Here is a 24,685-nt window from a genome sequence, read left to right as displayed (position 1 = left end):
GTTTTCAGAAGAAGCCTCCGTGTCTGATAAGGATACGGAGGCTTTGTTCGTTTATATACCTCCGGAACTGCTCCCCTTAATCCCTGTCATGCGTTGTTGCATACGTATTTTTCTGCTTCTTTTGTCATTCTTTTGTTATCATTACAGAACAAAGTTGGTGTAAAATGAGTTTTTTTTGGAAGAGCAAGAACTTTTCTTCCTTTCTTTCTATTCAATATCAAATGGATTTTTGTAAATTTGGCGTGAATCTAATAGGAAGGGAAAAAATCACGCAATTAATATTGTAATATAAATCATATAATAACTCCTGCAAATATGGAAAACAAGATTCAAGAGCTGACCGATAAGATCTACCGCGAAGGCGTAGAGAAAGGAAACGAAGAGGCACAGAAACTTATCGCAAAAGCTCAGGAAGAAGCCAAGAGAATTATAGAGGATGCTCACAAGGAAGCGGATTCTATCGTGGCTACCGCTCATAAGTCTGCCGATGAACTGGCAGAGAATACAAAATCTGAATTAAAGTTGTTTGCCGGTCAGGCTGTGAATGCTCTGAAGTCCGAAATCGCTACGTTGGTGACGGACAACATTGTGAATGCAGATGTAAAGGCATTTGCTGCAAACAAGGATTATCTTAATGCCTTCATCGTTGCATTGGCGTCCAAATGGAGTGTGAACGAACCAATCGTTATCTCTACTGCCGATGCGGAAGGCTTGACAAAATATTTCGCAGCGAAGGCGAAAGACCTGCTGGACAAGGGTGTGAAGATTGAGCAAGTGAATGGCATCAAAACCTTGTTCTCCGTATCGCCTGCCGATGGTTCGTACAAGGTGAACTTCGGCGAAGAAGAATTTATGAATTACTTCAAGGAATTCCTGCGTCCGCAATTAGTGGAAATGCTGTTCTAAAAACTCCCACAGGATTATGAGTAAATACTATTACTTGGTAGCCGGTTTGCCTGAACTTACTCTGGAAGACAGTAAACTGAGCTATACAGTAGCCGATTTCAAGACGGAACTATATCCTGCCTTGTCGGAAGATGATAAAAAGTTGATAGATTTGTTTTATCTGAAATTCGATAATGCGAATGTCTTGAAACTATTGAAGGATAAGGATGCTGCCATCGACCCGCGCGGAAACTATTCGTCGGAGGAACTGGTGGAATATATCTCACAACTGAAGGATGGCGACGAAGTCTCTGACAGTGTATTCCCATCTTATCTCTCTACGTTCATTTCCGAATACTTCAGCCTGCCTGCCGAGGACGGTTTCTTGTATGAAGACCGCCTGGCAGCGCTCTATTACGCCTATGCTATGGAATCCAGGAATCAGTTTGTGTCTTCCTGGTTTGGCTTCAACCTCACTCTCAATAATATATTGGTGGCGCTCACAGCACGTAAGTTCAAGCTGGACATTGCTCCGCTGATTGTGGGTGATACGGAAGTGTGCGAGGCTCTGCGTACTTCCAATGCCCGTGACTTCGGTCTGGGTACTGAGGTGGATTATCTGGAGCAGCTGGTGAAAATCAGTGAGACGGAGGAACTGGTGGACCGGGAAAAGAAACTGGACCAGCTTCGCTGGGACTGGATGGAGGAGGCCACATTCTTCGATTACTTTACCGTGGAACGTCTGTTTGTCTTCCTGCTACAGCTGGAGATGATAGAACGGTGGATTTCGTTGGATAAAGAGAAGGGTAACCAACTGTTCCGCAGCATTATCGCTGCCTTGAAAGACGAGGTGCAGATACCCGCAGAATTCAGATAAAATAAACAACTAAAAATATATGGCAACAAAAGGAACTGTTAGTGGCGTAATAGCCAACATGGTGACCCTCGTCGTCGACGGACCGGTAGCGCAGAATGAGATTTGTTATATCTCGACCGGAGGAGACAAGTTGATGGCGGAGGTGATTAAGGTAGTAGGTACCCAGGTCTACGTGCAGGTATTTGAGAGTACCCGCGGACTGAAAGTGGGGGCCGAAGCTGCGTTTACCGGACATATGCTCGAAGTAACACTGGGGCCCGGTATGCTTTCGAAAAACTACGACGGTCTGCAAAACGACCTCGATAAGATGGACGGTGTTTTCTTGAAACGCGGGCAATATACCTATCCGCTGGATAAAGGAAGCAAATGGCATTTTGTGCCTTTGGCAAAGGTGGGCGACCAAGTGGAAGCCGCTGCCTGGCTGGGACAAGTGGACGAAAACTTCCAACCTCTGAAAATCATGGTGCCTTTTGAACAGAAAGGTGTGTGCACCGTGAAATCAATTGCAAAGGAAGGTGATTACAGCATTGAGGATACCATTGCAGTGCTGACGGATAGCGAAGGTAATGACATCCGGGTGAACATGATACAGAAATGGCCCGTGAAGCGCGCCATGACCAACTATAAGGAAAAACCGCGTCCTTTCAAATTGCTGGAAACCGGTGTGCGTGTAATCGACACCGTAAACCCGATTGTGGAAGGTGGTACGGGTTTTATCCCCGGTCCGTTCGGTACTGGAAAAACGGTGCTTCAGCATGCCATTTCAAAACAAGCGGAAGCGGACATCGTAATCATCGCTGCCTGCGGTGAGCGTGCCAACGAGGTTGTGGAAATCTTTACAGAATTCCCCGAATTGGTTGACCCGCATACGGGACGGAAGCTGATGGAACGTACGATTATCATTGCCAATACTTCGAACATGCCGGTGGCTGCCCGTGAGGCATCTGTCTACACGGCTATGACGATTGCAGAATACTACCGAAGCATGGGATTGAAGGTACTGCTGATGGCGGACTCCACTTCACGTTGGGCGCAGGCATTGCGCGAGATGTCCAACCGTATGGAGGAGTTGCCCGGTCCCGATGCCTTCCCGATGGACTTGTCCTCCATCATCTCCAACTTCTACGGCCGTGCGGGTTATGTGAAGCTGAACAACGGCGAGTCCGGTTCCATTACTTTCATCGGTACGGTATCGCCTGCCGGTGGTAACTTGAAGGAGCCGGTAACCGAGAATACGAAGAAGGTGGCACGCTGCTTCTATGCCCTTGAGCAAGACCGTGCCGACAAGAAGCGTTATCCTGCCGTAAACCCGATTGACTCGTATTCCAAATATATAGAATACCCTGAATTTGAAGAGTATATCACCAAGCACATCAACGGTGAGTGGATTGGCAAGGTGAATGAAATCAAGACCCGTTTGCAGCGTGGTAAGGAGATTGCCGAGCAAATCAACATCTTGGGTGACGACGGTGTGCCCGTAGAGTATCACGTGACTTTCTGGAAATCGGAATTGATTGACTTCGTTATTCTGCAGCAGGATGCCTTTGATGAAATTGATGCCGTGACCCCGATGGAGCGTCAGGAGGAGATTCTGAATATGGTAATAGAAATCTGTCATACAGAATTTGAGTTCGACAACTTCAACGAAGTAATGGATTACTTCAAGAAAATGATTAACATCTGTAAGCAGATGAACTACTCGAAGTTTAAGTCGGAAGAATACGACAAGTTCCATAAGCAGTTGCAGGAACTGGTTGAGGAACGTAAAGCCTAAGGATGTACTATGTGACTATTTACAATTTACTATTTGCCTTGCGGATGCAGGTGTACGGAGGTTGTAGATAGGAAAATAGTAGAATAGGATGGCAGAGATTTAAATAGTAAATAGTAAATTGCTAAATTGTAAATAAATAGATGGCAACAAAAGCATTTCAAAAAATATATACCAAGATTACTCAGATTACGAAAGCTACGTGTTCGCTGAAGGCAACCGGAGTGGGGTATGACGAGTTGGCGACCGTAAACGGCAAGCTGGCCCAGGTGGTGAAGATTGCCGGCGACGAAGTGACTTTGCAGGTGTTTGAGGGTACGGAAGGTATTCCCACCAATGCAGAGGTAGTATTCTTGGGCAAGGCTCCTACAATCAAAGTGAGCGAGCAGCTTGCCGGACGCTTCTTCAACGCCTTTGGCGACCCCATCGACGGTGGTCCGGCCATTGAAGGCGAGGAGGTGGAAATTGGCGGTCCATCCGTGAATCCGGTGCGCCGTAAGCAGCCCTCGGAACTGATTGCAACCGGTATTGCAGGTATCGACTTGAACAATACGCTGGTGTCCGGACAGAAGATTCCGTTCTTTGCCGACCCCGACCAGCCCTTCAACCAGGTGATGGCGAATGTGGCTCTGCGTGCGGAGACTGACAAGATTATCCTTGGCGGTATGGGTATGACGAACGATGATTACCTTTACTTCAAGAACGTATTCTCCAATGCCGGTGCGCTCGACCGTATCGTCAGCTTTATGAATACCACCGAGAATCCTCCGGTAGAGCGTCTGCTGATTCCGGATATGGCACTGACGGCGGCCGAGTATTTTGCTGTAAACAATAATGAAAAGGTGCTGGTGCTGCTGACGGATATGACTTCCTACGCCGATGCGCTCGCCATCGTGTCCAACCGTATGGACCAGATTCCTTCGAAGGACTCCATGCCGGGTTCCCTTTATTCGGACTTGGCGAAGATATACGAAAAGGCGGTGCAGTTCCCAAGCGGCGGTTCCATCACGATTATTGCGGTGACGACTCTGTCCGGTGGCGACATTACGCATGCCGTGCCCGACAATACGGGTTATATCACGGAAGGCCAGTTGTTCCTCCGTCGTGACAGCGACATCGGTAAGGTTATCGTTGACCCGTTCCGTTCCTTGTCCCGTCTGAAACAGCTTGTTACGGGCAAAAAGACACGTAAGGACCATCCGCAGGTGATGAATGCCGCCGTACGTCTGTACGCCGATGCCGCCAACGCCAAAACCAAGCTTGAAAACGGTTTCGACCTGACGAACTACGACGAACGTACCCTTGCCTTTGCCAAGGACTACTCCAACCAGCTACTGGCCATCGATGTCAACCTCGATACCACAGAGATGCTCGATGTGGCATGGAGTCTGTTCGGCAAGTATTTCCGTCCGGAAGAGGTGAATATCAAGAAAGAGCTTGTGGACCAGTTCTGGCCGAAAGCAAACTAAATAAATGTACGATTAGACGATTTACGGTTTACGATTGATATTACTGAAATTGTAAATCTGTAAATTGAGAAATTGAGTAGCTTCAGTCGTCTAATCGTAAATCGTTAAATCGTAAATAAAATGGCTATTAAGTTTCAATATAACAAAACCTCGCTTCAGCAACTCGAAAAGCAACTGAAGGTGCGCGTGCGTACACTCCCCATTATTAAGAATAAGGAGAGTGCCCTGCGTATGGAAGTGAAGCGCTGCAAGGGAGACGCTGCCGCGTTGGACGCGAGGTTGGAAAAGGAAATCCAAGCTTACGAAGCCATGTTCGCCCTTTGGAATGAGTTCGACGCTTCATTGATAAAGGTCAGCGATGTTCATCTCGGTGTAAAGAAGATTGCCGGTGTACGGGTGCCGTTGCTCGAGAATGTAGATTTCGAGATACGCCCTTACAGCTTGTTCAATGCGCCCAAATGGTATGCAGACGGGCTGCATTTGCTTAAGTCACTGGCACATACTGCCATCGAGCGTGAATTTACTGTTGCCAAGTTGAACTTGTTGGAACATGCGCGTAAAAAGACCACCCAGAAGGTGAATCTTTTTGAGAAAGTACAGATTCCGGGTTATCAGGATGCTCTGCGCAAAATCAAGCGGTTTATGGAAGACGAGGAGAACCTTTCCAAGTCATCGCAGAAAATCATGAAATCCCATCAGGAGAAAAGGAAGGAGGCAGAGGCATGATTACGAAAATGAAGAAGCTCACGTTCCTTGTGTATCATAAGGAGTACGAAGCATTTCTGGCACAAATCCGGGAACTGGGCGTGGTGCACGTTGTGGAAAGGCAGTGCGGCGAGATGGACGACACCTTGCAGCAATTCATGCAGAAGCGTACGCTCTACAAGAATATGCTTCAGAGCATGCACACCCTGGCAGACAAACAGCCGGAAGAAAAGGTGCATAAAGAGTTGTCGGCCGATGCTCTGGTGAAATTCTACGAGGACTTGCAGGCGCGGATACAAGACTTGAACCAGCAGATTCCCGGCATCGACAAGGATGTGGCGCAGATGGAAGTCTGGGGCGATTTCGATTGGAGAGCCATCCGCAAGCTGGAAGATGCTGGTTGGTTCGTGCAGTTCTATACCTGCCCGGAGAAAGACTATAACGAAGCGTGGGCAGAGGACTACAATGCCATCGTGGTGAAAGAGAACGGCGGACATCTTTATTTCGTGACCGTCACTCCCCAACCGGTAGAACTGGATGTGGAACCGCTCCGTCTGCCTTCACTCAGCCTCTCCGAACTGAGCCGGAAGAAAGCCGATACGGAAGAGGCCCTTGTGCAGGCACATGCCGGATTGAAAGAATTCTGCAAAGCGAATTACTGCACGTTGGAGAAGTACAACCTACAGCTCCAGGAAGAGATAGACCTGCTGAAAGTCAAGCTGAACAGCGAACATATGGCAGAAGGTGCCGTAGTGTTGATGGAAGGCTGGATTCCCGAAGACTGCGAGGCGGATGTGAGGAAACTTCTCGATGAAAGCGGCACTTATTATGAGATAAGGGCTGCCAAGCGCGAGGACAATGCTCCCATCAAGCTGAAAAACAACGCCTATACACGCATGTACGAAGTGCTTACCAAAATGTACGGTATGCCCGAATATGCCGAGTTCGACCCGACACCGATACTTGCGCCATTCTTCTCGCTCTTCTTTGCTTTCTGTATGGGAGATGCGGGCTACGGTCTGGTACTGATTGCACTCGGGTTCATTTTGAAAAGGAAGATGTCCAAGTCCATGAAAGGCATGATGAACCTGGTGATTACGTTGGGTATATTTACGTCCGTCATCGGTGTCATATTGGGAACCTTCTTCGGTGTAAGCCTCTTTGACCTGGAGATACCCGCCAAACTGAAGGAATTCATGATTGTGGGTAAGATAGGTGAGACTACCTATGACAAGCAAATGCTGCTGGCGTTGATTATCGGTGCGGTGCACATCTGCATTGCCATGACGGTGAAGGCCGTGGGACAGACCGTTCGTTTCGGCTTCAAGGAGTCGCTCAGTGCCTGGGGATGGCTGTTGCTGGTGGTGGGATTTATCTGCACCGGCGGACTTTCCTTCTTCAAAATAATTTCGGAAGACGTGTCTACGTGGGCATTTATCGTGATTGGCGGTGTTTCCGCCATCGGTATCTACCTGCTGAACAATATCCACCGGAATGTATTTGTCAACATCGGTGCCGGAGTATGGGATACCTATAACATGGCAACCGGACTGATGGGCGATATACTTTCCTACATCCGTCTCTATGCCCTCGGTCTGGCAGGCGGTATGCTTGGCGGCGTGTTCAATCAGCTTGCCTTCATGGTGAACGATGCGGCAGGACCTGCCCTGGGCTGGCTGTTCTGCGGACTGATACTGATATTCGGGCATACGCTGAATATCGCCATGTCTTGTCTGAGTGCCTTTGTACACCCGCTCCGTCTGACATTTGTGGAATACTTCAAGAATTCCGGTTACGAAGGTAAGGGCGAAGCCTATAAACCTTTTACAGTAGTAAAGAAATAAACAAATTAAAAAACAAATAAAAATAGAAACATTATGAATGAAATTTTAGGTTATCTCGGTCTGGGCCTGATGTTGGCCCTTGCAGGAATTGGCAGTTGCTTCGGTACAACTATCGCCGGTAGTGCGGCAGAAGGTGCGTTGAAGAAAGACCCTTCCAAGTCAGCAAGTTATATGATTTTGTCAGCCCTTCCGGCTACGCAGGGACTTTACGGTTTCGTGGCTTTCCTGATGTCTATGGGCAGGGATTTTGCGACAGACGGTCCTTTGATGCTGGGCATCGGATTGGGTGTCGGACTGGTATGTCTGTTCTCCGCTATCCGTCAGGGACAGATTTGTGCTAGCGGTATTGTGGGTATCTCCCAGGGACACGACGTACAGACCAATACAATGATTTACGCCGCGCTTCCTGAATTCTACGCTATTTTGGCGCTGGTAGCTGCATTGATGGTATAATCCGGATTATAAGAAAATAAACCCCAGGGATTTACAATTGAAATCCCTGGGTTTTTTTATTTAAATTCCTGGGGCTTCAACTGAAAACTCCAGGAATTCTTTTTTGAAACTTCGGGAATTTTAGACGAAAAAAGCATGGATGGGCGAGTCAATGGGGCTTTTGTGGCTAAACTATGACATTCCGCAAACGATTGTTTATGCATATTTAATCAGTTTTTTCGATTAAAAGGCTATTTTTCAAAGAATAATACGTACTTTTGCAGCCGTAATTAAGATAAAGAGATTATAACATAATATGACTAAAGAACTACTTACCCCCGATTACATCTTCGAAGCGAGTTGGGAAGTGTGTAATAAAGTAGGCGGTATCTATACAGTTTTGTCTACAAGGGCAAATACTTTACAGACTAAATTTCGCGATAGATTATTCTTTATAGGGCCGGATTTCTGGCAGGGAAAAGAGAACCCTTTGTTCATTGAGTCTGATAACCTTTGTGCAGCGTGGAAAAAACATGCAGCGTTGAAAGACAATCTTTCCGTCCGCGTAGGTCGCTGGAACATTCCGGGAGAACCTATTGTTATATTGGTTGATTTCCAACCGTTCTTTGCAGAAAAAAATGAGATTTATACAGAAATGTGGAACCGCTATCAGGTGGATTCACTGCATGGATATGGTGATTATGACGAAGCATCCATGTTTGCTTTCGCTACCGGCAAGGTGATAGAGAGCTTCTATCGCTATAATTTGACGGAAACGGACAAAGTGGTGTTCCAGGCACACGAGTGGATGACCGGCATGGCCGCCCTCTATCTTCAGTCTGCCGTTCCCGAGATAGGGACTATCTTCACCACCCATGCCACGTCCATCGGCCGCTCCATAGCTGGCAACAACAAGCCGCTTTACGATTATCTTTTCGCCTACAACGGCGACCAGATGGCGGAGGAGCTGAACATGCAGTCCAAACATTCCATTGAAAAGCAGACGGCCCACTATGTGGACTGTTTCACCACTGTGAGCGAAATCACAAACAACGAATGCAGGGAATTGCTTGACAAGCCTGCGGATGTTGTGCTGATGAACGGTTTTGAAGATGATTTTGTACCGAAAGGCGCCACCTTTACCGGCAAGCGCAAACGTGCCCGTTCCACCATGCTGCGTGTGGCAAACTGCCTACTGGGTGAGGACTTGGGCGACGATACGCTGATTATCGGTACCAGCGGACGCTATGAGTTCAAAAATAAGGGTATCGATGTGTTCCTGGAATCATTGAACCGGCTGAACCGCGATAAAGATTTAAAGAAGAAAGTATTGGCGTTTGTCAACGTGCCCAGCTGGGTGGGAGACCCCCGCGAGGACTTGCAGAAGCGCTTGAAGAGCAAAGATAAGTTCACCGAACCGTTGCAGTGTCCTTTCATCACCCACTGGCTGCACAATATGACGCACGACCAGGTGCTGGATATGCTGAAATACCTCGGTATGGGCAATCGTCCCGAAGATAAGGTGAAAGTAATTTTTGTACCTTGCTATCAGGATGGTCACGATGGCATCCTCAACAAGCATTATTATGACTTGATTTTAGGCGAGGACCTCAGTGTCTATCCGTCCTATTATGAACCGTGGGGATATACCCCGCTGGAGAGCGTGGCTTTCCGGGTGCCTACCATCACCACCGACCTTGCCGGTTTCGGACTTTGGGTGAACAGCCTGAAAAACCAGCATGGCATAAACGACGGAGTGGAAGTGCTGCACCGTTCGGACTATAACTATTCCGAAGTGGCAGACGGCATCAAGGACACCGTAGCCTTGTTCTCTACCAAGACGGAAGCCGAAATCAAGGAAATACGCAAGCGTGCAGGCCAGGTGGCAGAGCAGGCTTTGTGGAAGCACTTTATACAATATTATTACGAGGCTTACGACATTGCACTGCGCAATGCCATGAAGCGTCAACTAAAATAAAAGAATTATTAATCAATTAGTTATCATACAATGAAGATTAAAGTTAGTAATGTAAACACTCCTAACTGGAAAGATGTGAATGTGAAATCGCACATTCCCGCCGAACTGGAGAAACTGTCTGAACTGGCACATAACATCTGGTGGGCATGGAATTATGAAGCCACCGAACTGTTCAGAGACCTTGACCCTGCTCTCTGGAAAGAAGTGGGACAGAACCCCGTACTTCTGCTGGAACGTATGAGTTATGCTAAACTCGAGGCACTCGCAAATGACAAAGTTATTCTGCGCAGAATGGATGACGTATACTCCAAGTTCCGCACATACATGGATGTGAAGCCTGACAGCAAGCGCCCGTCCGTGGCTTATTTCAGTATGGAGTATGGTTTGAGCCATGTACTTAAGATATATTCCGGCGGTCTGGGTGTACTTGCCGGTGACTACCTGAAAGAAGCTTCCGATAGCAACGCCGACTTGTGTGCAATCGGTTTCCTGTACCGCTACGGTTACTTTACACAAACATTGTCTATGGACGGCCAGCAGATTGCCAATTACGAGGCACAGAACTTTGGCCAGTTGCCCATCGACCGTGTATTGGATGAGAAGGGCGAGCAGATGGTAGTGGATGTTCCTTATCTGGACTACTACGTGCATGCTTATGTGTGGAGAGTGAACGTTGGACGTATCTCTCTCTTTCTGCTTGATACTGACAATGAAATGAACAGCGAGTTCGACCGTTCCATCACTCACCAGCTGTATGGCGGTGACTGGGAAAACCGCTTGAAGCAGGAAATCCTGCTCGGTATCGGTGGTATTCTGACGCTGAAGAAGCTGGGCATCAAGAAAGATATCTATCACTGCAACGAAGGACATGCTGCTTTAATCAACGTACAGCGCATCTGTGACTACGTGGCCGAAGGTCTGACTTACGACCAGGCTATCGAGCTGGTACGTGCTTCTTCTCTCTATACTGTACATACTCCGGTTCCTGCCGGTCACGACTACTTCGACGAAGGCCTTTTCGGCAAGTACATGGGCGGCTATCCTTCAAGAATGGGTATCAGCTGGGACGACCTGATGGACCTCGGACGTAACAATCCGGGCGACAAGGGTGAACGTTTCTGTATGTCTGTATTCGCTTGCAACACTTCTCAGGAGGTGAACGGTGTGAGCTGGCTGCACGGAAAGGTTTCCCAGGAGATGTTCGCTTCCATCTGGAAGGGTTACTTCCCCGAAGAAAGCCATGTGGGCTACGTTACCAACGGTGTACACTTCCCCACTTGGAGCGCTACGGAGTGGAAACATCTCTATGCTGCGCATTTTGATGAGAACTTCCTCTACGACCAGTCCAACCCCAAGATTTGGGAGGCTATCTATAACGTGTCCGACGAAGAAATCTGGAAGACGCGCATGGTGATGAAGAACAAACTGATTGACTATGTTCGCAAGCAATACCGTGAAACTTGGTTGAAGAACCAGGGTGACCCTTCACGCATCGTTTCCCTGCTGGACAAAATCAATCCGAACGCTCTGCTGATAGGTTTCGGACGCCGTTTCGCTACCTACAAGCGTGCACACTTGCTGTTCACCGACCTCGACCGTCTGGCCAAGATTGTGAACAACCCCGACTATCCGGTACAGTTCCTCTTTACCGGTAAGGCTCACCCGCACGATGGTGCCGGCCAGGGCTTGATTAAGAGAATCATTGAGATTTCCCGTCGTCCGGAGTTCCTGGGCAAGATTATCTTCCTGGAAAATTATGACATGCAGTTGGCACGTCGCCTCGTTTCAGGTGTGGATATCTGGCTGAACACTCCGACACGTCCGCTCGAAGCATCCGGTACTTCCGGCGAAAAGGCGTTGATGAACGGTGTTGTAAACTTCTCCGTACTCGACGGCTGGTGGTTGGAAGGCTATCGTGAAGGTGCCGGTTGGGCATTGACCGAAAAGCGTACTTACCAGAACCAGGAACATCAGGACCAGCTCGATGCCGCTACTATCTACAGCATTCTTGAGCAAGAAATTCTGCCGTTGTTCTATGCACGCAACAAGAAGGGATATTCTGAAGGTTGGGTGAAGACTATCAAGAACTCCATCGCACAGATTGCTCCCCACTATACAATGAAGCGTCAGCTGGACGACTATTACGACAAGTTCTACATCAAGGAGGCCAAACGTTTCAAGATGCTGGCTGCCGACGGTTGTGCCAAGGCTAAGGAAATAGCTGCTTGGAAGGAAGAAGTTGCCGAGAAGTGGGACAGCATTGAAGTGGTGTCTTGCGAAAAGACCGAAGACCTGGTGAAAGGCTCCATCGAGAGCGGTAAGGAATACACCATTACTTATGTTATCGACGAGAAGGGCTTGAACGATGCTATCGGTCTGGAACTGGTGACTACTTATACGGCTCAGGATGGCAAACAGCATGTTTACTCCGTAGAACCGTTCAATGTAGTGAAGAAAGAAGGTAACCTTTATACTTTCCAAGCTAAGCACAAGATGGAAAATGCGGGTAGCTTCAAGGTTTCTTACCGTATGTTCCCGAAGAATGCAGACCTGCCTCACCGTCAGGACTTCTGCTACGTTCGCTGGTTCGTATAAGAGCATAAAAAAGATAATGTGCCTGCGGATATGGCGGAACACATTATCTGTTCAGATAAAAGATATCATCTGCATGATTGCAGGCAGACCATCCGTTTAAAGTAAACGGATGGTCTGTTTCTTTTCTAGAGCTTGCTTTTTATTTCGGCTGTCCAGGCGTCAATGCGTTCGGCGGTTTTGTTACTTTCGTTCACTTCGTCGAGGGGAAGTCCTACGAATGCACCGTCTACCACGGCGATGGAAGAGGAGAAGGAATACCCGTCCGTGCTGACTTTGTTGCCCAAGAAGGTACACCCGCTATCCTTCAGGTCCTCGTAGAGTACTCCGATGCCGTCGCAGAATGTGTCGCAGTAGGAGTCGGAGTCGCCGCAACCGAATAAGGCTACGAACTTCATGGAAAGGTCGGCGCTCTTCAGTACCTTTACGCCGTCATACCAGTCGTCCTGCAGTTCGCCGTCTCCCCAAGTGGAGGTACCTAGAACCAGCACTTCATATTCCTTGATTTTATCGGCGGTCATCTTGTCAACACTATGTACGTCGGTGGAGGAAACTCCCAACTTTTCGGCTATCTGGTTAGCCAACTCTTCGCAGGTTCCGGTACTGGAACCATAAAAAACACCAGTCTTTTTCATTGTAAATAAAGTGATTAAATTGTTTGCTGCAAAGTAAAGGCTTTGCCGGAGAACGTGAAATACCTACATGTAGGGCTTTTAGTGTTGTGCCGCTCCCCATTTCGGGTTAGCTTGTGGCGTGGTTTATAGAGGTCGCGGCTACCTACTAATTGGGATGGCAGACTCTCTTTTTGATGAAAAGTAGGTATTGCCGGATTGTTAAAAATGAAGGACATTTGTACCGGTAATAATAGACAAGTGTTTATGGTTAGATTCGTACATTCCACTCATTCGCAATTCCATCCTTCCGTGGCTGGTAAGTGGCTGGTGTGGGGGACTTTGATGATGCTTCTTGCGGGGGTGGCTATCATTGTTTTTTCGGTATTCTCGCATGATGCACTCGATGCGTGCTGTAATTGCATAATCTGTACTTTCAACCGTGTCCCGAAGGAAGGGGAATATTTGTATAACCGCTACCTGCCGGTCATCAGCATGGTGTGGGTGGCGTTTCTGATACTTTTGGTATATGTGGTCCGCTATTGCATGAACAAGAGGAGGTAGCCGGGTGTTCTATAGGTAAAACTGAAAGGAGACTATATGAAAAAGATTGTTTTGCTTCGCCACGGCGAGAGTGCATGGAATAAGGAAAACCGCTTCACGGGGTGGACGGATGTTGATTTGACAGAGAAAGGCGTTGCTGAAGCTGTAAGGGCGGGTGAGCTGCTGGCAGAAAAGGGATTCCGCTTCAAGAAGGCGTATACTTCCTATCTGAAGCGTGCCGTGAAGACACTGGATTGTGTGCTGGACCGCCTCGACCAGGACTGGATTCCGGTGGAGAAATCGTGGAGGTTGAATGAGAAACACTACGGCCAGTTGCAAGGGCTGAACAAGGCAGAGACGGCTGCCAAGTACGGTGACGAGCAGGTGTTGGTATGGCGCCGGAGCTTTGATGTGGCTCCGCATGCATTGGCCGAGGATGACCCGCGTAATCCGCGTTTTGAGGACCGTTATCAAGAAGTGCCCGATGCCGAACTGCCCCGTACGGAGTCGTTGAAAGATACGATTGAGCGTATCATGCCTTACTGGAAATGTGTCATCTTCCCGAATCTGAAGACGGCCGACGAATTGCTGGTAGTGGCTCATGGCAATAGCCTGCGGGGTATTATCAAGCATCTGAAGCATATTTCGGACGATGAAATTGTGCATCTGAACCTGCCTACGGCGGTGCCCTACGTCTTTGAGTTTGACGATGAGCTGAACTTGACGAAAGACTATTTCTTGGGTGACCCCGAGGAGATAAAGAAATTGATGGAGGCTGTGGCCAATCAGGGAAAGAAGAAATGATTTTGGCGCGCGGAAGCGCGCTATTTCTTTATCCTCTCATTCCATGGAGCAGCGTCATGCTGAGCAGTACCCCGACCACTATACAGATGAGGATAAGGAACCAGTTCATGAGCCGTGCGCCCAGCTTGGTTTCCTTGTGCAAGTTCTGTTCAAAGTAGTTCTTGAAGAACAGATAGATGGCAGGCACGGTGGCGCTTGCCAGTAGCAGGTCTTCGGGAATCTTGTAGATGTAGACTTTGGAAAAGGCGATGAGCGCCCAGTGGCAAAGGAACAGAATGACGAGCAGGTTGACCCTGCGCGAGAAAGCCAGCAGCAGCCCGATGGTGAAAACTGCTACCGAGCAGGGCATCACGGTGGTGGTCATCATGGGAAATTCCATTCCGCGTGCCCACGAAAGGAGCGGGTAGAGGAAAGGCATTGCATAGAGTACCCCCACCAGTACCTTGTATTTCGGGTTGCGCTCGAACGGAGTGTAGCCGGTAAACAAATCCCATAGCCACAACACTGCAATCACTCCCCAGAAGATGGCGAGTATATGGTGGTGTCCGCGCGCTCCGCAATACATCATGTAGTACACGATGGATATCCACCCGTTCAGAAATACCATGTAGATTTTCATGGAGCGCTTTGCCCATAAGGTCGGTTTCCGGTAGAGCTGCGTGGTGAGCAGGATACCTGCTGCGGTGATGAGGAACTGTGCCCACCAGGTGGCCTCGTTGTATTGTGCGATAGTATTCCAGAATATTTCCATTTGTGTCCATTAAAAAAACGGCCGCAAAGGTAGAGTTTTCTGCCGAAAGAATGAAATCGTTTTCTACATTTTGTCTATCTTTGTGCCTCCAAAAAAAATAGGTAAAAAGATTCATGGACAAGACTTTGACTGAACAAGAGATTGCCCTGCTGCGCAGGAAACTCGATTTATTGCTTCGTACCGGACAGCTGCTGGTGGAGAGTGCGGCTGATACAAACCGTGTTGTTCGTAACCTGAACCGTGTTGCCGCCTATCTGGGGCTGCCGGAAGAAAAGCTCCACATCGACGTAAGTTATACCATGCTGGTGGTGAATGTGAGCGACGGCCTGCATTCGTTCTCCAAATTCCAGAAATGCGAAAAGCATGGCATCAACATGACTGCCATTTCCGAAATCAGCAAACTGTCCTGGCGGGCTATTGAGAATGACTATTCCCTCGACCAGTATGAGGAGGAACTGGAAAGAATCAAAAACAAGAAGCGGAACTATGTGCCATACGTTGTTGCCATCGGTGCCGGCTTTGCCTGCGGAGGTTTCTGCAAACTGTTCGGTGGTGACTGGATGGCGTTTCTGTTTACCTCTATCTGCGCTTTTGCCGGCTTCCGCGTCCGTGCCCGTTGCATGGAGTTCGGCATCAATCACTATATGAGTATTGCCATTGCCGCATTGATTTCTACCTGTCTGGCCTATGTGTCTTCGTTTGCCGGGCTCTCGGAAACTCCCTATCATCCGTTGTTGGCGTGTGCACTGTTCATCGTTCCGGGGGTGCCGCTGATAAACTTTGTGGATGATATGATTGACAATTATATCCAGGTGGGCATTGTGCGGGCTGTGAATACGGTGCTGATGGTCTGTGCAATGGCCTTCGGCATTGTAATAGCCATGCGCCTGCTGACGGTGGAGGATGTCGTGATTGACAAGAAGTTCAGCGAATTGAGTATGGTGCCTCATGACAGTTATCTGGTGTATGCCATTGCGGCGGCGATAGCTGCCATGGGATTTTCCATGATATTCAACATACAGCGGCGCTTGTTGTGGGTTGTTGCGGTGGGCGGTATCATTGCCGTTTGTACGCGTAACTTTGTCAATTTCGAATTGGGTTACGGACCGGTGATAGGTTCGTTCATGGGCAGCATGGTTGTCAGCCTGATAGCCGTGAAGGCAGTGCATTGGTTCCATGTTCCCAATCATGTGCTGACGATTCCTTCTGTCATCCCGATGATTCCGGGAGTGCTGATGTATCGTGCGCTTTTCGGGCTTATCAATATGCACGGTGTGGTAGGCGAGGTGACGGCGGTTGTTTCCAACGGCATCACGGCTTCACTGATTATTCTCTGCATAGCGCTGGGAGTGGCGGTGCCCAATATCTTTGCCCGCCGGTATATTGCCAAGGATAGGCAGCGCTTTCTTCAGGAGGAGCTGCAGAAGCGCAGGGAAAGAGGAAAATTTATAGAATGGTGATATAGGTGGAGGGTGTCAAAAAACTCTTAACACTTTCTTTTAGGCGCGGATTACGCGGATTTCACGGATTTTGTTTATTGAATCCGTGTTATTCCGTGTAATTTGCGCCTGATATTATAACATTATAAAAGTGCTCATATATTTTTGAAAACTTTTCTTCTTTTTTAAATGCCCTTTTTCGGATTATAGTGGTAAATGACGGTTTCGCCTTTTTGCAGGGATGTTTGTACGTCAATCAGACGCTGGTTGCGGCTTCCCCGGAAATAGAGTTCCTCATCCCTCAGTTCTTTCTTGAATTTGCCGTCCACCAGTACGTCGATGTACTTCAGCAGTTGGGCTTGGCGCGGGTTGCGCAGTAGTTTTTCGAAAGTATAGCCCGTATAGCACCAGATGTTTTTCCGGCTCCGCTCCTTGATGGCATGTGCCAGTTGGGTGAATCCTTCCGGCTGGAACATCGGGTCTCCACCACTGAAGGTGACGTCTGCAAAGTTGTCGGCAAGGACTTTTTCCAGAATCTCTTCCGTACTCATCCAGTGCCCGCGGTTGATGTCCCACGACTCCGGATTGTGGCAACCGGGACAACCGTTGGGGCATCCGGCAGCATAAATGGCGGTCCGGAAGCCCGGACCGTCTACTGTGGTATCTTCTAAAATATCGAGAATAGAAAGCATGAGTAGGGAATTAATAATTAAAAATTAAAAATTAAACATCGCAGGTAGGAAGCTGAACATTAATCATTAAAAATTAAACGTCAACCATTAAAAATGAAGCTCCGCTTTGCACTGCGCAGCCCTTTAATTTTTAATTTTCAATTTTTAATTATGAACGACCCTGTCGTTCAACTCTGCCAGCTTGGCATTGTTCCAGCGGTCGGTTGTCCCCACCAGGTAGCCGGTGATGCGTTGCAGCTTGTCGATATGCTTGCTGCCGCACTTCGGGCATTCTTCCAGGTTTGGGGTGGAGTTTTCGTGGCCGCACTCCAGACAGCGGTTACGGTTGTGGTTTACCGAACCGTAGCCGATGTTGTATTGGTCCATCATGTCCACTACACGCATAATGACTTCCGGATTGTGGGTGGCGTCACCGTCTATCTCCACATAGAAGATGTGTCCGCCGCGGGTCAGTTCATGATAAGGAGCCTCCACTTCCGCTTTGTGGCGGGCGCTGCATTTGTAGTATACGGGCACGTGGTTGGAGTTGGTGTAGTAGTCACGGTCCGTAATGCCCGGCAGCGTGCCGAACTTCTTACGGTCTATGCGGGTGAACTTGCCCGACAGCCCTTCGGCAGGAGTGGCAAGCACGCTGTAGTTGTGCTGGTATTGCTCCGAGAACTGGTTGGCACGGTCGCGCATGTAGGTCACGATTTTCAGTCCCAGCTCCTGGGCTTCGCCAGATTCGCCGTGATGTTTTCCGAGCAATGCCACGAGACATTCTGCCAACCCGATGAAACCGATTCCCAGTGTTCCCTGGTTGATGACGGAAGCAATCGTATCGTTCGGTTTCAGCTTCTCGCTGCCTATCCACAAGGCAGACATCAGTAGCGGGAACTGCTTGGCGAAGGCGGTCTTTTGAAACTCCATGCGCTCGTGCAGCTGGCGTGCGGTCACTTCGAGCATACTATCCAGCTTGGCAAAGAACCGGGCGATGCGCTGTTCCTTGTCTTCGATGTTCATGCACTCAATGCCCAGACGGACAATATTGATGGTAGAGAAAGAGATGTTTCCGCGTCCGATGGAGGTCTTCGGTCCGAAACGGTTTTCGAATACACGGGTGCGGCATCCCATGGTGGCAACTTCATGCTGGTAGCGTTTCGGGTCATCGGCTTTCCAGTCCTCGCTTTGGTTGAAGGTGGCGTCCAGGTTCAGGAAGTTCGGGAAGAAACGCCGTGCCGTCACCTTGCAGGCCAGTTGGTAGAGGTCGTAGTTGCGGTCTTCAGGCAGGTAGCTCACACCCCGTTTCTTTTTCCATATCTGGATGGGGAAGATGGCGGTTTCTCCGTTTCCTACCCCCTGATAGGTGCTTTTCAGCAGCTCGCGGATGATGCAGCGCCCCTCGGCAGAGGTGTCTGTGCCGTAGTTGATGGAGCTGAACACCACTTGGTTGCCGCCGCGTGAGTGGATGGTGTTCATGTTATGGATAAACGCCTCCATGGACTGGTGCACACGCGATACGGTCTTGTTGACGGCATGCTGTACGATGCGGTCCTCGCCCGTCAGTCCGTCCAACGGCTGTGGCAGATAGTCGGCCAGTTCCTTCTGATAGAGATGGGAATAGTCTTTTCCATTCAGTTCTTCCAGGTTCTTGACTTCCTCGATGAAGCTGTTGCGCACGTAGGGGGCAAGGTAGAAATCGAATGCAGGGATGGCTTGTCCGCCGTGCATCTCGTTCTGGGCTGTTTCCAGCGAGATGCATCCCAGGATACTGGCAGTCTCGATGCGTTTGGCCGGGCGCGATTCGCCGTGTCCGGCAGAGAAGCCGTATTTCAGAATATGGTCCAGCGGATGTTGCACGCATGTCAGGCTCTTGGTGGGATAATAATCCTTGTCATGGATGTGCAGATAGTTCTGGGTGACGGCATCCAGAACTTCTTCACTCAGCAGATAGTCGTCCACAAAAGGCTTGGTGGTTTCGCTGGCAAACTTCATCATCATGCCCGCCGGGGTATCGGCATTCATGTTGGCATTTTCGCGTGTGATGTCGTTGGACTTGATGTTAATGATTTCCAGGAACATGTCGCGCGTCTTTGCTTTGCGGGCAATGCTTCGCTGGTTGCGGTAAGCGATGTATTTCTGGGCAACGTCCTTGCGGCTGCTCTTCATCAGCTCCACTTCCACCAAATCCTGGATGGCTTCCACCGTCATCTGCGAATCTCCCTTGAAAGAGATGCGGTCCGTAATCTGGTGTATCAGTTGCAGGTCTTCCCCCTTGTCTGTATGCAACATGGCTTTGCGGATGGCCGTTGCTATTTTTTCTTCGTTGAATCCGACGACGCGCCCGTCGCGCTTGAGTACTGTCTGTATCATAACCTTTTATGCTTAAATGTGACTGTCTTTTTTAGTTTAATTGCGGAAACAAAGATATTGTAGTTATTGATAGGTTTTGCTTTTTGGAAAACTTTTTGTGATTTAAAAAGTGTTAATCTATTGATTGTTAATGATGTAATTGTTTAAAGTGGAAAACTTATAATGAAAAATAACTTTTAAAGTTATTCATTACTGATTATTATTGCATGCATAAGCATCATCTGATTTCGAAGTGTCAAATGAAGATAAATCTTTTGGGCAGATTGTGAATCTTCGATTTTTTTAGTTATATTTGCAACGAATTGGTTTATTTAAGGTTTTTAGTCCTTGATAATACTTCTTGTTGCCATTCGATTGTATTGCTTTGCTGCTCATGGTATTGGGGCAAAAGTATCATTATTATAATAATCAAAGAAAGGATGAACATGGCAAATGTATTTCCTCCGTTTAAAATTGATATAGCTGGGGCTTTTTGTGTACCTCGTGCATTGAAGGATGTCCGCGAGCAATATCAGAACGGGCAGGTGAGCCGGCAGATATTGCAGGCTGTTGAAGATGCGGAAGTGCGCAGTCTGGTGGAACGGCTGGAGCTGGGAGGCATGAAGGTTGTTTCCGATGGTGGTTTCCGAAGTCGCGATTTTTTGGAAAGCTGGGAGGGTATTTGTTCCAAAGACGGCCGGCCTTTCTCCGAAGGCTCTCCTTTGGAGATTACAGGACGGCTCAGTTTGCTACGGCATCCTATTCTGGAAGAATTCGCATTTCTTGATTCCATTGTGGACGGAGGGGTGATGAAAAAACAGCATATCCCTTCGCCGGCAGAGGTTATGACCCAGATTATTCAACGTGTGGAGCGGACTCAGATAGAAACCGTTTACTCCGACATCCGGCTTTTGACGGATGATATTGCTTCCTGCTACAAATTTTTGCTTACCAAACTTTATGATGCAGGCTGCCGCTACGTCCAGTTCGACGGGGTACATTCGGTGATAATGGAAGATACCATCCGGCTCAACAACCGGGTTTTGCGCGAGCGTCCTGCAGGGATGTATGTTGCATTCCATGCACCGACGGACATGCTGGTGCAACTGCATGGGGCCGATGCTTATTTCCTGAATTACGACTGTGGCGCGTGCGACCGTAACCGTCTGCTCTGGTTCATACACGAGAAGGAAGCGGTGTTCGGTTTCGTGCTGTCCCATTATCCTCAGGAGGACGAGTTGGATGAATTGCAGGCAAAAACCGAAAGTGTATTGAACTATATTCCTTTGAAACGTTTCACTTTATGTCTGCCGGATGCCAATGCGCTTCTTTCGCCTTCGGAGGCCGATGAGGAGAAACAGTGGGAAACCGTAAGGTTGGGGATGGAAATGGCTGCGCGTATCTTCTCTTGAAAAACGCCGCATTCCATCATTCCGAATGCCACATTTCAGCAAGGGAAATGCCACACTTCAGCAAGAGAAATGCCACACTTCACAGAGGCAAATGCCATTGATTGGGCCTCGTGAAGTGTGGCATTTCGATTGACGAAGTGTGGCACTCCTTTTTTAGTCTCCGGTGTGTCCGGTTTTATTATTTGACAGCTTCGGCTATCTTTTCTTGAAGCTCGTCACCGTGCAGTCCGCGTGCAAGGATAGTTCCTTCACCGTCAATCAACACAGTGTGGGGGATGCTGCTTACGGCATAAAGCTGTGCGCCTTCGCAGTTCCAGTATTTCAGGTCGGACATTTGCGGCCACGTGATGTTCAGCTTCTTGATGGCTTCTTTCCATGCGTCGGCACTCTGGTCCAGGGATACGCCTACAATCTCGAAGTTCTTGTTCTTATATTTGGCGTAAGCTTCCACCAGGTTGGGCATCTCGCGACGGCAGGGGCCGCACCAGCTTGCCCAGAAGTCAACAAGGACAACTTTGCCCTTGCCTACGTAGTCGGACAGTTTTACCGTTTTTCCTTCCGGCGTCTGCATCTCGAAGTCTGTAAACTTCTGGCCTACGGCAGTGGCTTTCATCTTCTCAACGTTGTTCTTTATCTTGACGATGGCTTCGTCGTTGTCGTAAGCTGCAGGGATTTGGGGCATCAGAGGGTCGAGGTCTGCCACATCCATGTAGTAGTAGTTCTGCTTCAGCAGGAGTACGCCGACCGGATTGGTGATGTTCTTGTTGATGCCGGCTTTGATGGCGGTTATCATGCTGTTTTCCAGATTTTCCATCTCTTTGCCTTTAGCCTCGCGTTGTTCGTCGGTCAGTGTGGTGTCCGACATGGATTCGTAGATGCTCATCATCTGTTTGTTCAGGCCGTTGATTTGGGCTCTGATTTCCTGGTAGGCATCATTGTTGGCAGTACCGGTGGCAGAGTTGTTTTCCTGCGACAAGTTGATTTTAATCTTGCCGTTTTCCAGGAAGAAGTCGATGGCTACGCCGTCTTTTCCTTCGGCTTTGTAAGAGATGTAGCGGTTGACAGCAGTATCTTGTGTACCCTTGAAGGTAAATGTTCCGCCTTTGATGACAGCAGAGTCCAATTTTACGAATTGGCGTCCTTCCACGGTTTCCAGATATACGGTGTCGCCGTCGGCTGCACCCTCTACAGTTCCGGTTACGGTGTAACCGTTGTTTCCACTGTTACAAGCTGTAAATACAGCGGCTACAGCGAGCAGATAAGTAAACTTTTTCATTGTTTGTTTTTTTAATGAATGATTATAGCTGCAAATATAGTAATAAAAAATCCCCTCCGATATGAACCGGAGAGGATTTTTATAGTTTTAATCCCATTTTTAGCGATAACGCTGTGCTTACTATTATTCGGCAGCAGCTTCTTCAGCAGCAGGGGCTTCTTCGGCAGGAGCCTCTTCGGCCGGTGCTTCGGCAGCGGCTTTTGCAGCAGCTTCAGCAGCTTTCTTTTCAGCCAGTGCTTTTGCTTTTTCTTCGTTTATCTTCTTTTCAGCTTCCAGACGTGCTTTTGCTTCAGCTTTCTTAGCTTCGTCTTCCTTAGCCTTCAGAGCAGCCAAACCGCTTTGTTTGTTGTTCTTCCAGGCTTCGAACTTAGCATCAGCTTCAGCTTCGCCGAATGCGCCTTTCGCTACACCGCCCAGCAAGTGCTTCTTCATGTAAACACCTTCGCGAGAGAGGATGTTACGAACTGTGTCAGTAGGTTGTGCACCCTTCAACACCCAGTCAAGTGCGCGGTCGAACTTCAAATCTACTGTGGCAGGATTGGTGTTAGGATTGTAAGTACCAATCTTCTCAATAAATTTACCATCACGTGGTGCTCTTACGTCTGCAATAACGATAGAGTAGAAAGCGTAGCTCTTACGTCCATGTCTTTGCAATCTGATTTTTGTTGCCATTTAATTAAAATGTTTTTAGTTAATGATTTGAATTATGCTACTATCTCGTAATAGCGAGTGCAAAGGTAAGAAAAGATTTTGAGTTTTGAGTTATGAGTTATGAGTTATTTGTTGGCACGAGGGGTGTTTTTTTTAAAATGTTCACACAACGTCACCCATAACTCATCACTTGTCACTCATCCTTCTCCCGAGTATTTCCTGGGGTATCTCAGCAGAATGGCGAGTATGGCGCATGTTCCCATGCAGAAGGGGTAATACAGGTTTCCGATGATGCTGATGGGTGAAATGCCGGCAAGTCCGGAGGCTATCAGCATTTGCGCTCCGTAGGGGATGATGCCTTGCACGAGGCATGAGAAGGTGTCCAGTATGCTGGCTGTTTTCCGGCGGTCCAGGTGGAAGCGGAGGGCGATGTCCTTGGCTATGGGGCCGGTGGTGATGATGGCAATGGTGTTGTTGGCGGTGCAGAGATTGGCGATGCCGACTAGGGCGGCGATGCTGAATTCGGCTCCCCGCTTGCCGCTGACGTGGCGGGTCAGCCGGGAGATGATGAAGTCGATGCCGCCGTTGTAGCGGATGGTCTCGAGCATGCCTCCGGCCAGCAGGGTGATGATGATGAGTTCGCCCATGCCGGTGATGCCCGTTCCCATGGCTCCGAACCAGTCGAAAAAGGCGGTACCGGTATAGATACCGATAATTCCAGTAGAGAGGATGCCCAGCAGCAGTACCAGCATGACGTTGACACCTGCTACGGCCGTGCCCAGCACGATGAGGTAGGGGATTACCTTTATCCACTCGATGGTCTGCACTTGGGGCGGGGCAGAGACGGACAGTCCTTGAAAGATGTAGATGCCCAGCACGACAAGCGCTGCGGGGACTACAATCATGAAGTTGACGCGGAACTTGTCCCTCATCACGCAGTCCTGCGTCTTGGTCGATGCAATGGTGGTGTCGGATATGAAGGAAAGATTGTCTCCGAAGAACGAGCCTCCCACCACGATGGCGACCATGTAGGGCAGGTCGATGCCCGTCTTTTCCGCCAGTCCCACGGCTACGGGAGTCAGTGCGACGATAGTTCCTACGCTTGTTCCTATCGAGAGGGAGATGAAGCAGGCGGCAATGAAGATGCCCGCCAGTAGCAGGTTGTCCGGCAGTATATGTAAGGTCAGATTTACGGTCGCATCAATGGCGCCCATCTGCTTGGCGCTTTGGGCGAATGCTCCTGCAAGGATGAATATCCATACCATCAGCATGATGTTCTTGTTGCTGGCGCCTACGGAAAACTGATAGATGCGCTGTTCCAGATTCAGGCCACGCGTGATGGCGATGGCATAGCAGGATGAGGCGAGGAAGGCTACCGTGATGGGGACTTTATAGAAGTCGTTCACCAGGAGCGAAGTCACTAGATAGAGGCAAAGGAACACCGCCAACGGGCTGAGTGCCCACCAGCCGCCTTTGGGTTTGGAGATTGTATCGGTTGTTGCTGACATAATTTACGATTTACGATTGGGGATTTACGATTTGACGATTTACGATGTACGATTGATATAACTCTTGAAATCGTAGAATGGTTGTTGTACAATACAAACTTCAATCGTACATCG

Annotated in this window: 20 protein-coding genes; 13 read left to right on the top strand and 7 right to left on the bottom strand. The window is 48.8% G+C overall.

Going from position 1 to position 24,685, the window contains the following annotated elements; translation table 11 throughout:
* Positions 1–315: 315 nt before the first annotated feature.
* The 9 genes from DW039_RS14750 (at position 316) to DW039_RS14710 (ending at position 12,556) form a co-directional block, all read left to right on the top strand.
* Complete coding sequence (locus tag DW039_RS14750) at positions 316–906, top strand: hypothetical protein (RefSeq protein ID WP_005827382.1); 591 nt, start codon at positions 316–318, stop codon at positions 904–906.
* Between the two features lie 16 nt (positions 907–922).
* Complete coding sequence (locus DW039_RS14745; RefSeq protein ID WP_005837370.1) at positions 923–1,762, top strand: DUF2764 domain-containing protein; 840 nt, start codon at positions 923–925, stop codon at positions 1,760–1,762.
* Positions 1,763–1,781: 19 nt separating this feature from the next.
* The gene (locus DW039_RS14740) at positions 1,782–3,536 is read left to right on the top strand and encodes a V-type ATP synthase subunit A (RefSeq protein WP_005837368.1); all 1,755 of its coding nucleotides are present in this window, start codon (positions 1,782–1,784) and stop codon (positions 3,534–3,536) included.
* A gap of 140 nt (positions 3,537–3,676) precedes the next feature.
* Positions 3,677–5,002, top strand: coding sequence for a V-type ATP synthase subunit B (locus DW039_RS14735; protein ID WP_005827389.1), 1,326 nt, complete (start codon positions 3,677–3,679; stop codon positions 5,000–5,002).
* A gap of 120 nt (positions 5,003–5,122) precedes the next feature.
* Positions 5,123–5,728, top strand: a complete 606-nt coding sequence (locus DW039_RS14730) for a V-type ATP synthase subunit D (RefSeq protein WP_005827391.1) — start codon at positions 5,123–5,125, stop codon at positions 5,726–5,728.
* Positions 5,725–7,551, top strand: a complete 1,827-nt coding sequence (locus DW039_RS14725) for a V-type ATP synthase subunit I (RefSeq protein WP_005837367.1) — start codon at positions 5,725–5,727, stop codon at positions 7,549–7,551. The genes DW039_RS14730 and DW039_RS14725 overlap by 4 nt, the downstream gene beginning before the upstream one ends.
* Before the next feature lie 33 nt (positions 7,552–7,584).
* Positions 7,585–8,004 carry an ATPase gene (locus DW039_RS14720; protein WP_005827396.1) on the top strand — a complete coding sequence of 140 codons (420 nt, stop codon included), beginning with the start codon at positions 7,585–7,587 and terminating at the stop codon, positions 8,002–8,004.
* A gap of 295 nt (positions 8,005–8,299) precedes the next feature.
* Positions 8,300–9,961 carry a glycogen/starch synthase gene (locus DW039_RS14715; protein WP_005827398.1) on the top strand — a complete coding sequence of 554 codons (1,662 nt, stop codon included), beginning with the start codon at positions 8,300–8,302 and terminating at the stop codon, positions 9,959–9,961.
* A gap of 30 nt (positions 9,962–9,991) precedes the next feature.
* Entirely contained in the window at positions 9,992–12,556 is a 2,565-nt protein-coding gene (locus DW039_RS14710; RefSeq protein WP_117964506.1) for a glycosyltransferase family 1 protein, read from the top strand.
* A gap of 125 nt (positions 12,557–12,681) precedes the next feature.
* Here the strand turns inward: DW039_RS14710 and fldA are convergent, their stop codons facing one another.
* On the bottom strand, positions 12,682–13,188 hold the full coding sequence (fldA, locus tag DW039_RS14705) for a flavodoxin FldA (RefSeq protein ID WP_005827403.1): 507 nt from the start codon (positions 13,186–13,188) through the stop codon (positions 12,682–12,684).
* Between the two features lie 243 nt (positions 13,189–13,431).
* Here fldA and DW039_RS14700 point away from each other — a divergent pair, with 243 nt between their 5' ends.
* Positions 13,432–13,728, top strand: coding sequence for a hypothetical protein (locus tag DW039_RS14700; protein WP_005837364.1), 297 nt, complete (start codon positions 13,432–13,434; stop codon positions 13,726–13,728).
* A gap of 36 nt (positions 13,729–13,764) precedes the next feature.
* A complete protein-coding gene (gpmA, locus tag DW039_RS14695) occupies positions 13,765–14,511 on the top strand; it encodes a 2,3-diphosphoglycerate-dependent phosphoglycerate mutase (protein ID WP_005827407.1) in 747 nt (248 codons plus the stop codon).
* Positions 14,512–14,539: 28 nt separating this feature from the next.
* Here gpmA and DW039_RS14690 read toward each other — a convergent pair whose 3' ends face one another.
* Positions 14,540–15,262 (bottom strand): DUF6064 family protein, encoded by a 723-nt coding sequence (locus DW039_RS14690; RefSeq protein WP_008664322.1) that lies wholly within the window; start codon positions 15,260–15,262, stop codon positions 14,540–14,542.
* Positions 15,263–15,375: 113 nt separating this feature from the next.
* Between DW039_RS14690 and DW039_RS14685 the strand changes: the two genes are divergently transcribed.
* Positions 15,376–16,722 carry a threonine/serine exporter ThrE family protein gene (locus DW039_RS14685; protein ID WP_005827410.1) on the top strand — a complete coding sequence of 449 codons (1,347 nt, stop codon included), beginning with the start codon at positions 15,376–15,378 and terminating at the stop codon, positions 16,720–16,722.
* Positions 16,723–16,886: 164 nt separating this feature from the next.
* Here DW039_RS14685 and nrdG read toward each other — a convergent pair whose 3' ends face one another.
* A complete protein-coding gene (gene nrdG / locus DW039_RS14680; RefSeq protein WP_005827412.1) occupies positions 16,887–17,393 on the bottom strand; it encodes an anaerobic ribonucleoside-triphosphate reductase activating protein in 507 nt (168 codons plus the stop codon).
* A gap of 144 nt (positions 17,394–17,537) precedes the next feature.
* On the bottom strand, positions 17,538–19,745 hold the full coding sequence (locus tag DW039_RS14675) for an anaerobic ribonucleoside triphosphate reductase (RefSeq protein WP_120382075.1): 2,208 nt from the start codon (positions 19,743–19,745) through the stop codon (positions 17,538–17,540).
* A gap of 419 nt (positions 19,746–20,164) precedes the next feature.
* Here DW039_RS14675 and DW039_RS14670 point away from each other — a divergent pair, with 419 nt between their 5' ends.
* Entirely contained in the window at positions 20,165–21,136 is a 972-nt protein-coding gene (locus DW039_RS14670; protein ID WP_005827419.1) for a hypothetical protein, read from the top strand.
* Between the two features lie 178 nt (positions 21,137–21,314).
* Here DW039_RS14670 and DW039_RS14665 read toward each other — a convergent pair whose 3' ends face one another.
* The 3 genes from DW039_RS14665 to DW039_RS14655 all read right to left on the bottom strand — a co-directional run bounded on the left by DW039_RS14665 (position 21,315) and on the right by DW039_RS14655 (position 24,571).
* Complete coding sequence (locus tag DW039_RS14665) at positions 21,315–22,412, bottom strand: TlpA disulfide reductase family protein (RefSeq protein WP_120382074.1); 1,098 nt, start codon at positions 22,410–22,412, stop codon at positions 21,315–21,317.
* Between the two features lie 123 nt (positions 22,413–22,535).
* The gene (locus DW039_RS14660) at positions 22,536–23,084 is read right to left on the bottom strand and encodes a 30S ribosomal protein S16 (protein ID WP_005837359.1); all 549 of its coding nucleotides are present in this window, start codon (positions 23,082–23,084) and stop codon (positions 22,536–22,538) included.
* A gap of 176 nt (positions 23,085–23,260) precedes the next feature.
* Positions 23,261–24,571 (bottom strand): Na+/H+ antiporter NhaC family protein, encoded by a 1,311-nt coding sequence (locus tag DW039_RS14655; RefSeq protein WP_057097860.1) that lies wholly within the window; start codon positions 24,569–24,571, stop codon positions 23,261–23,263.
* Positions 24,572–24,685 lie beyond the last annotated feature (114 nt).

The organism is Bacteroides sp. AF39-16AC, from assembly GCF_003602735.1.
Taxonomy (GTDB): domain Bacteria; phylum Bacteroidota; class Bacteroidia; order Bacteroidales; family Bacteroidaceae; genus Bacteroides; species Bacteroides uniformis.
Note: the sequence above shows the minus strand (reverse complement) of the source record. Positions and strands in the feature narration are given on the sequence as shown.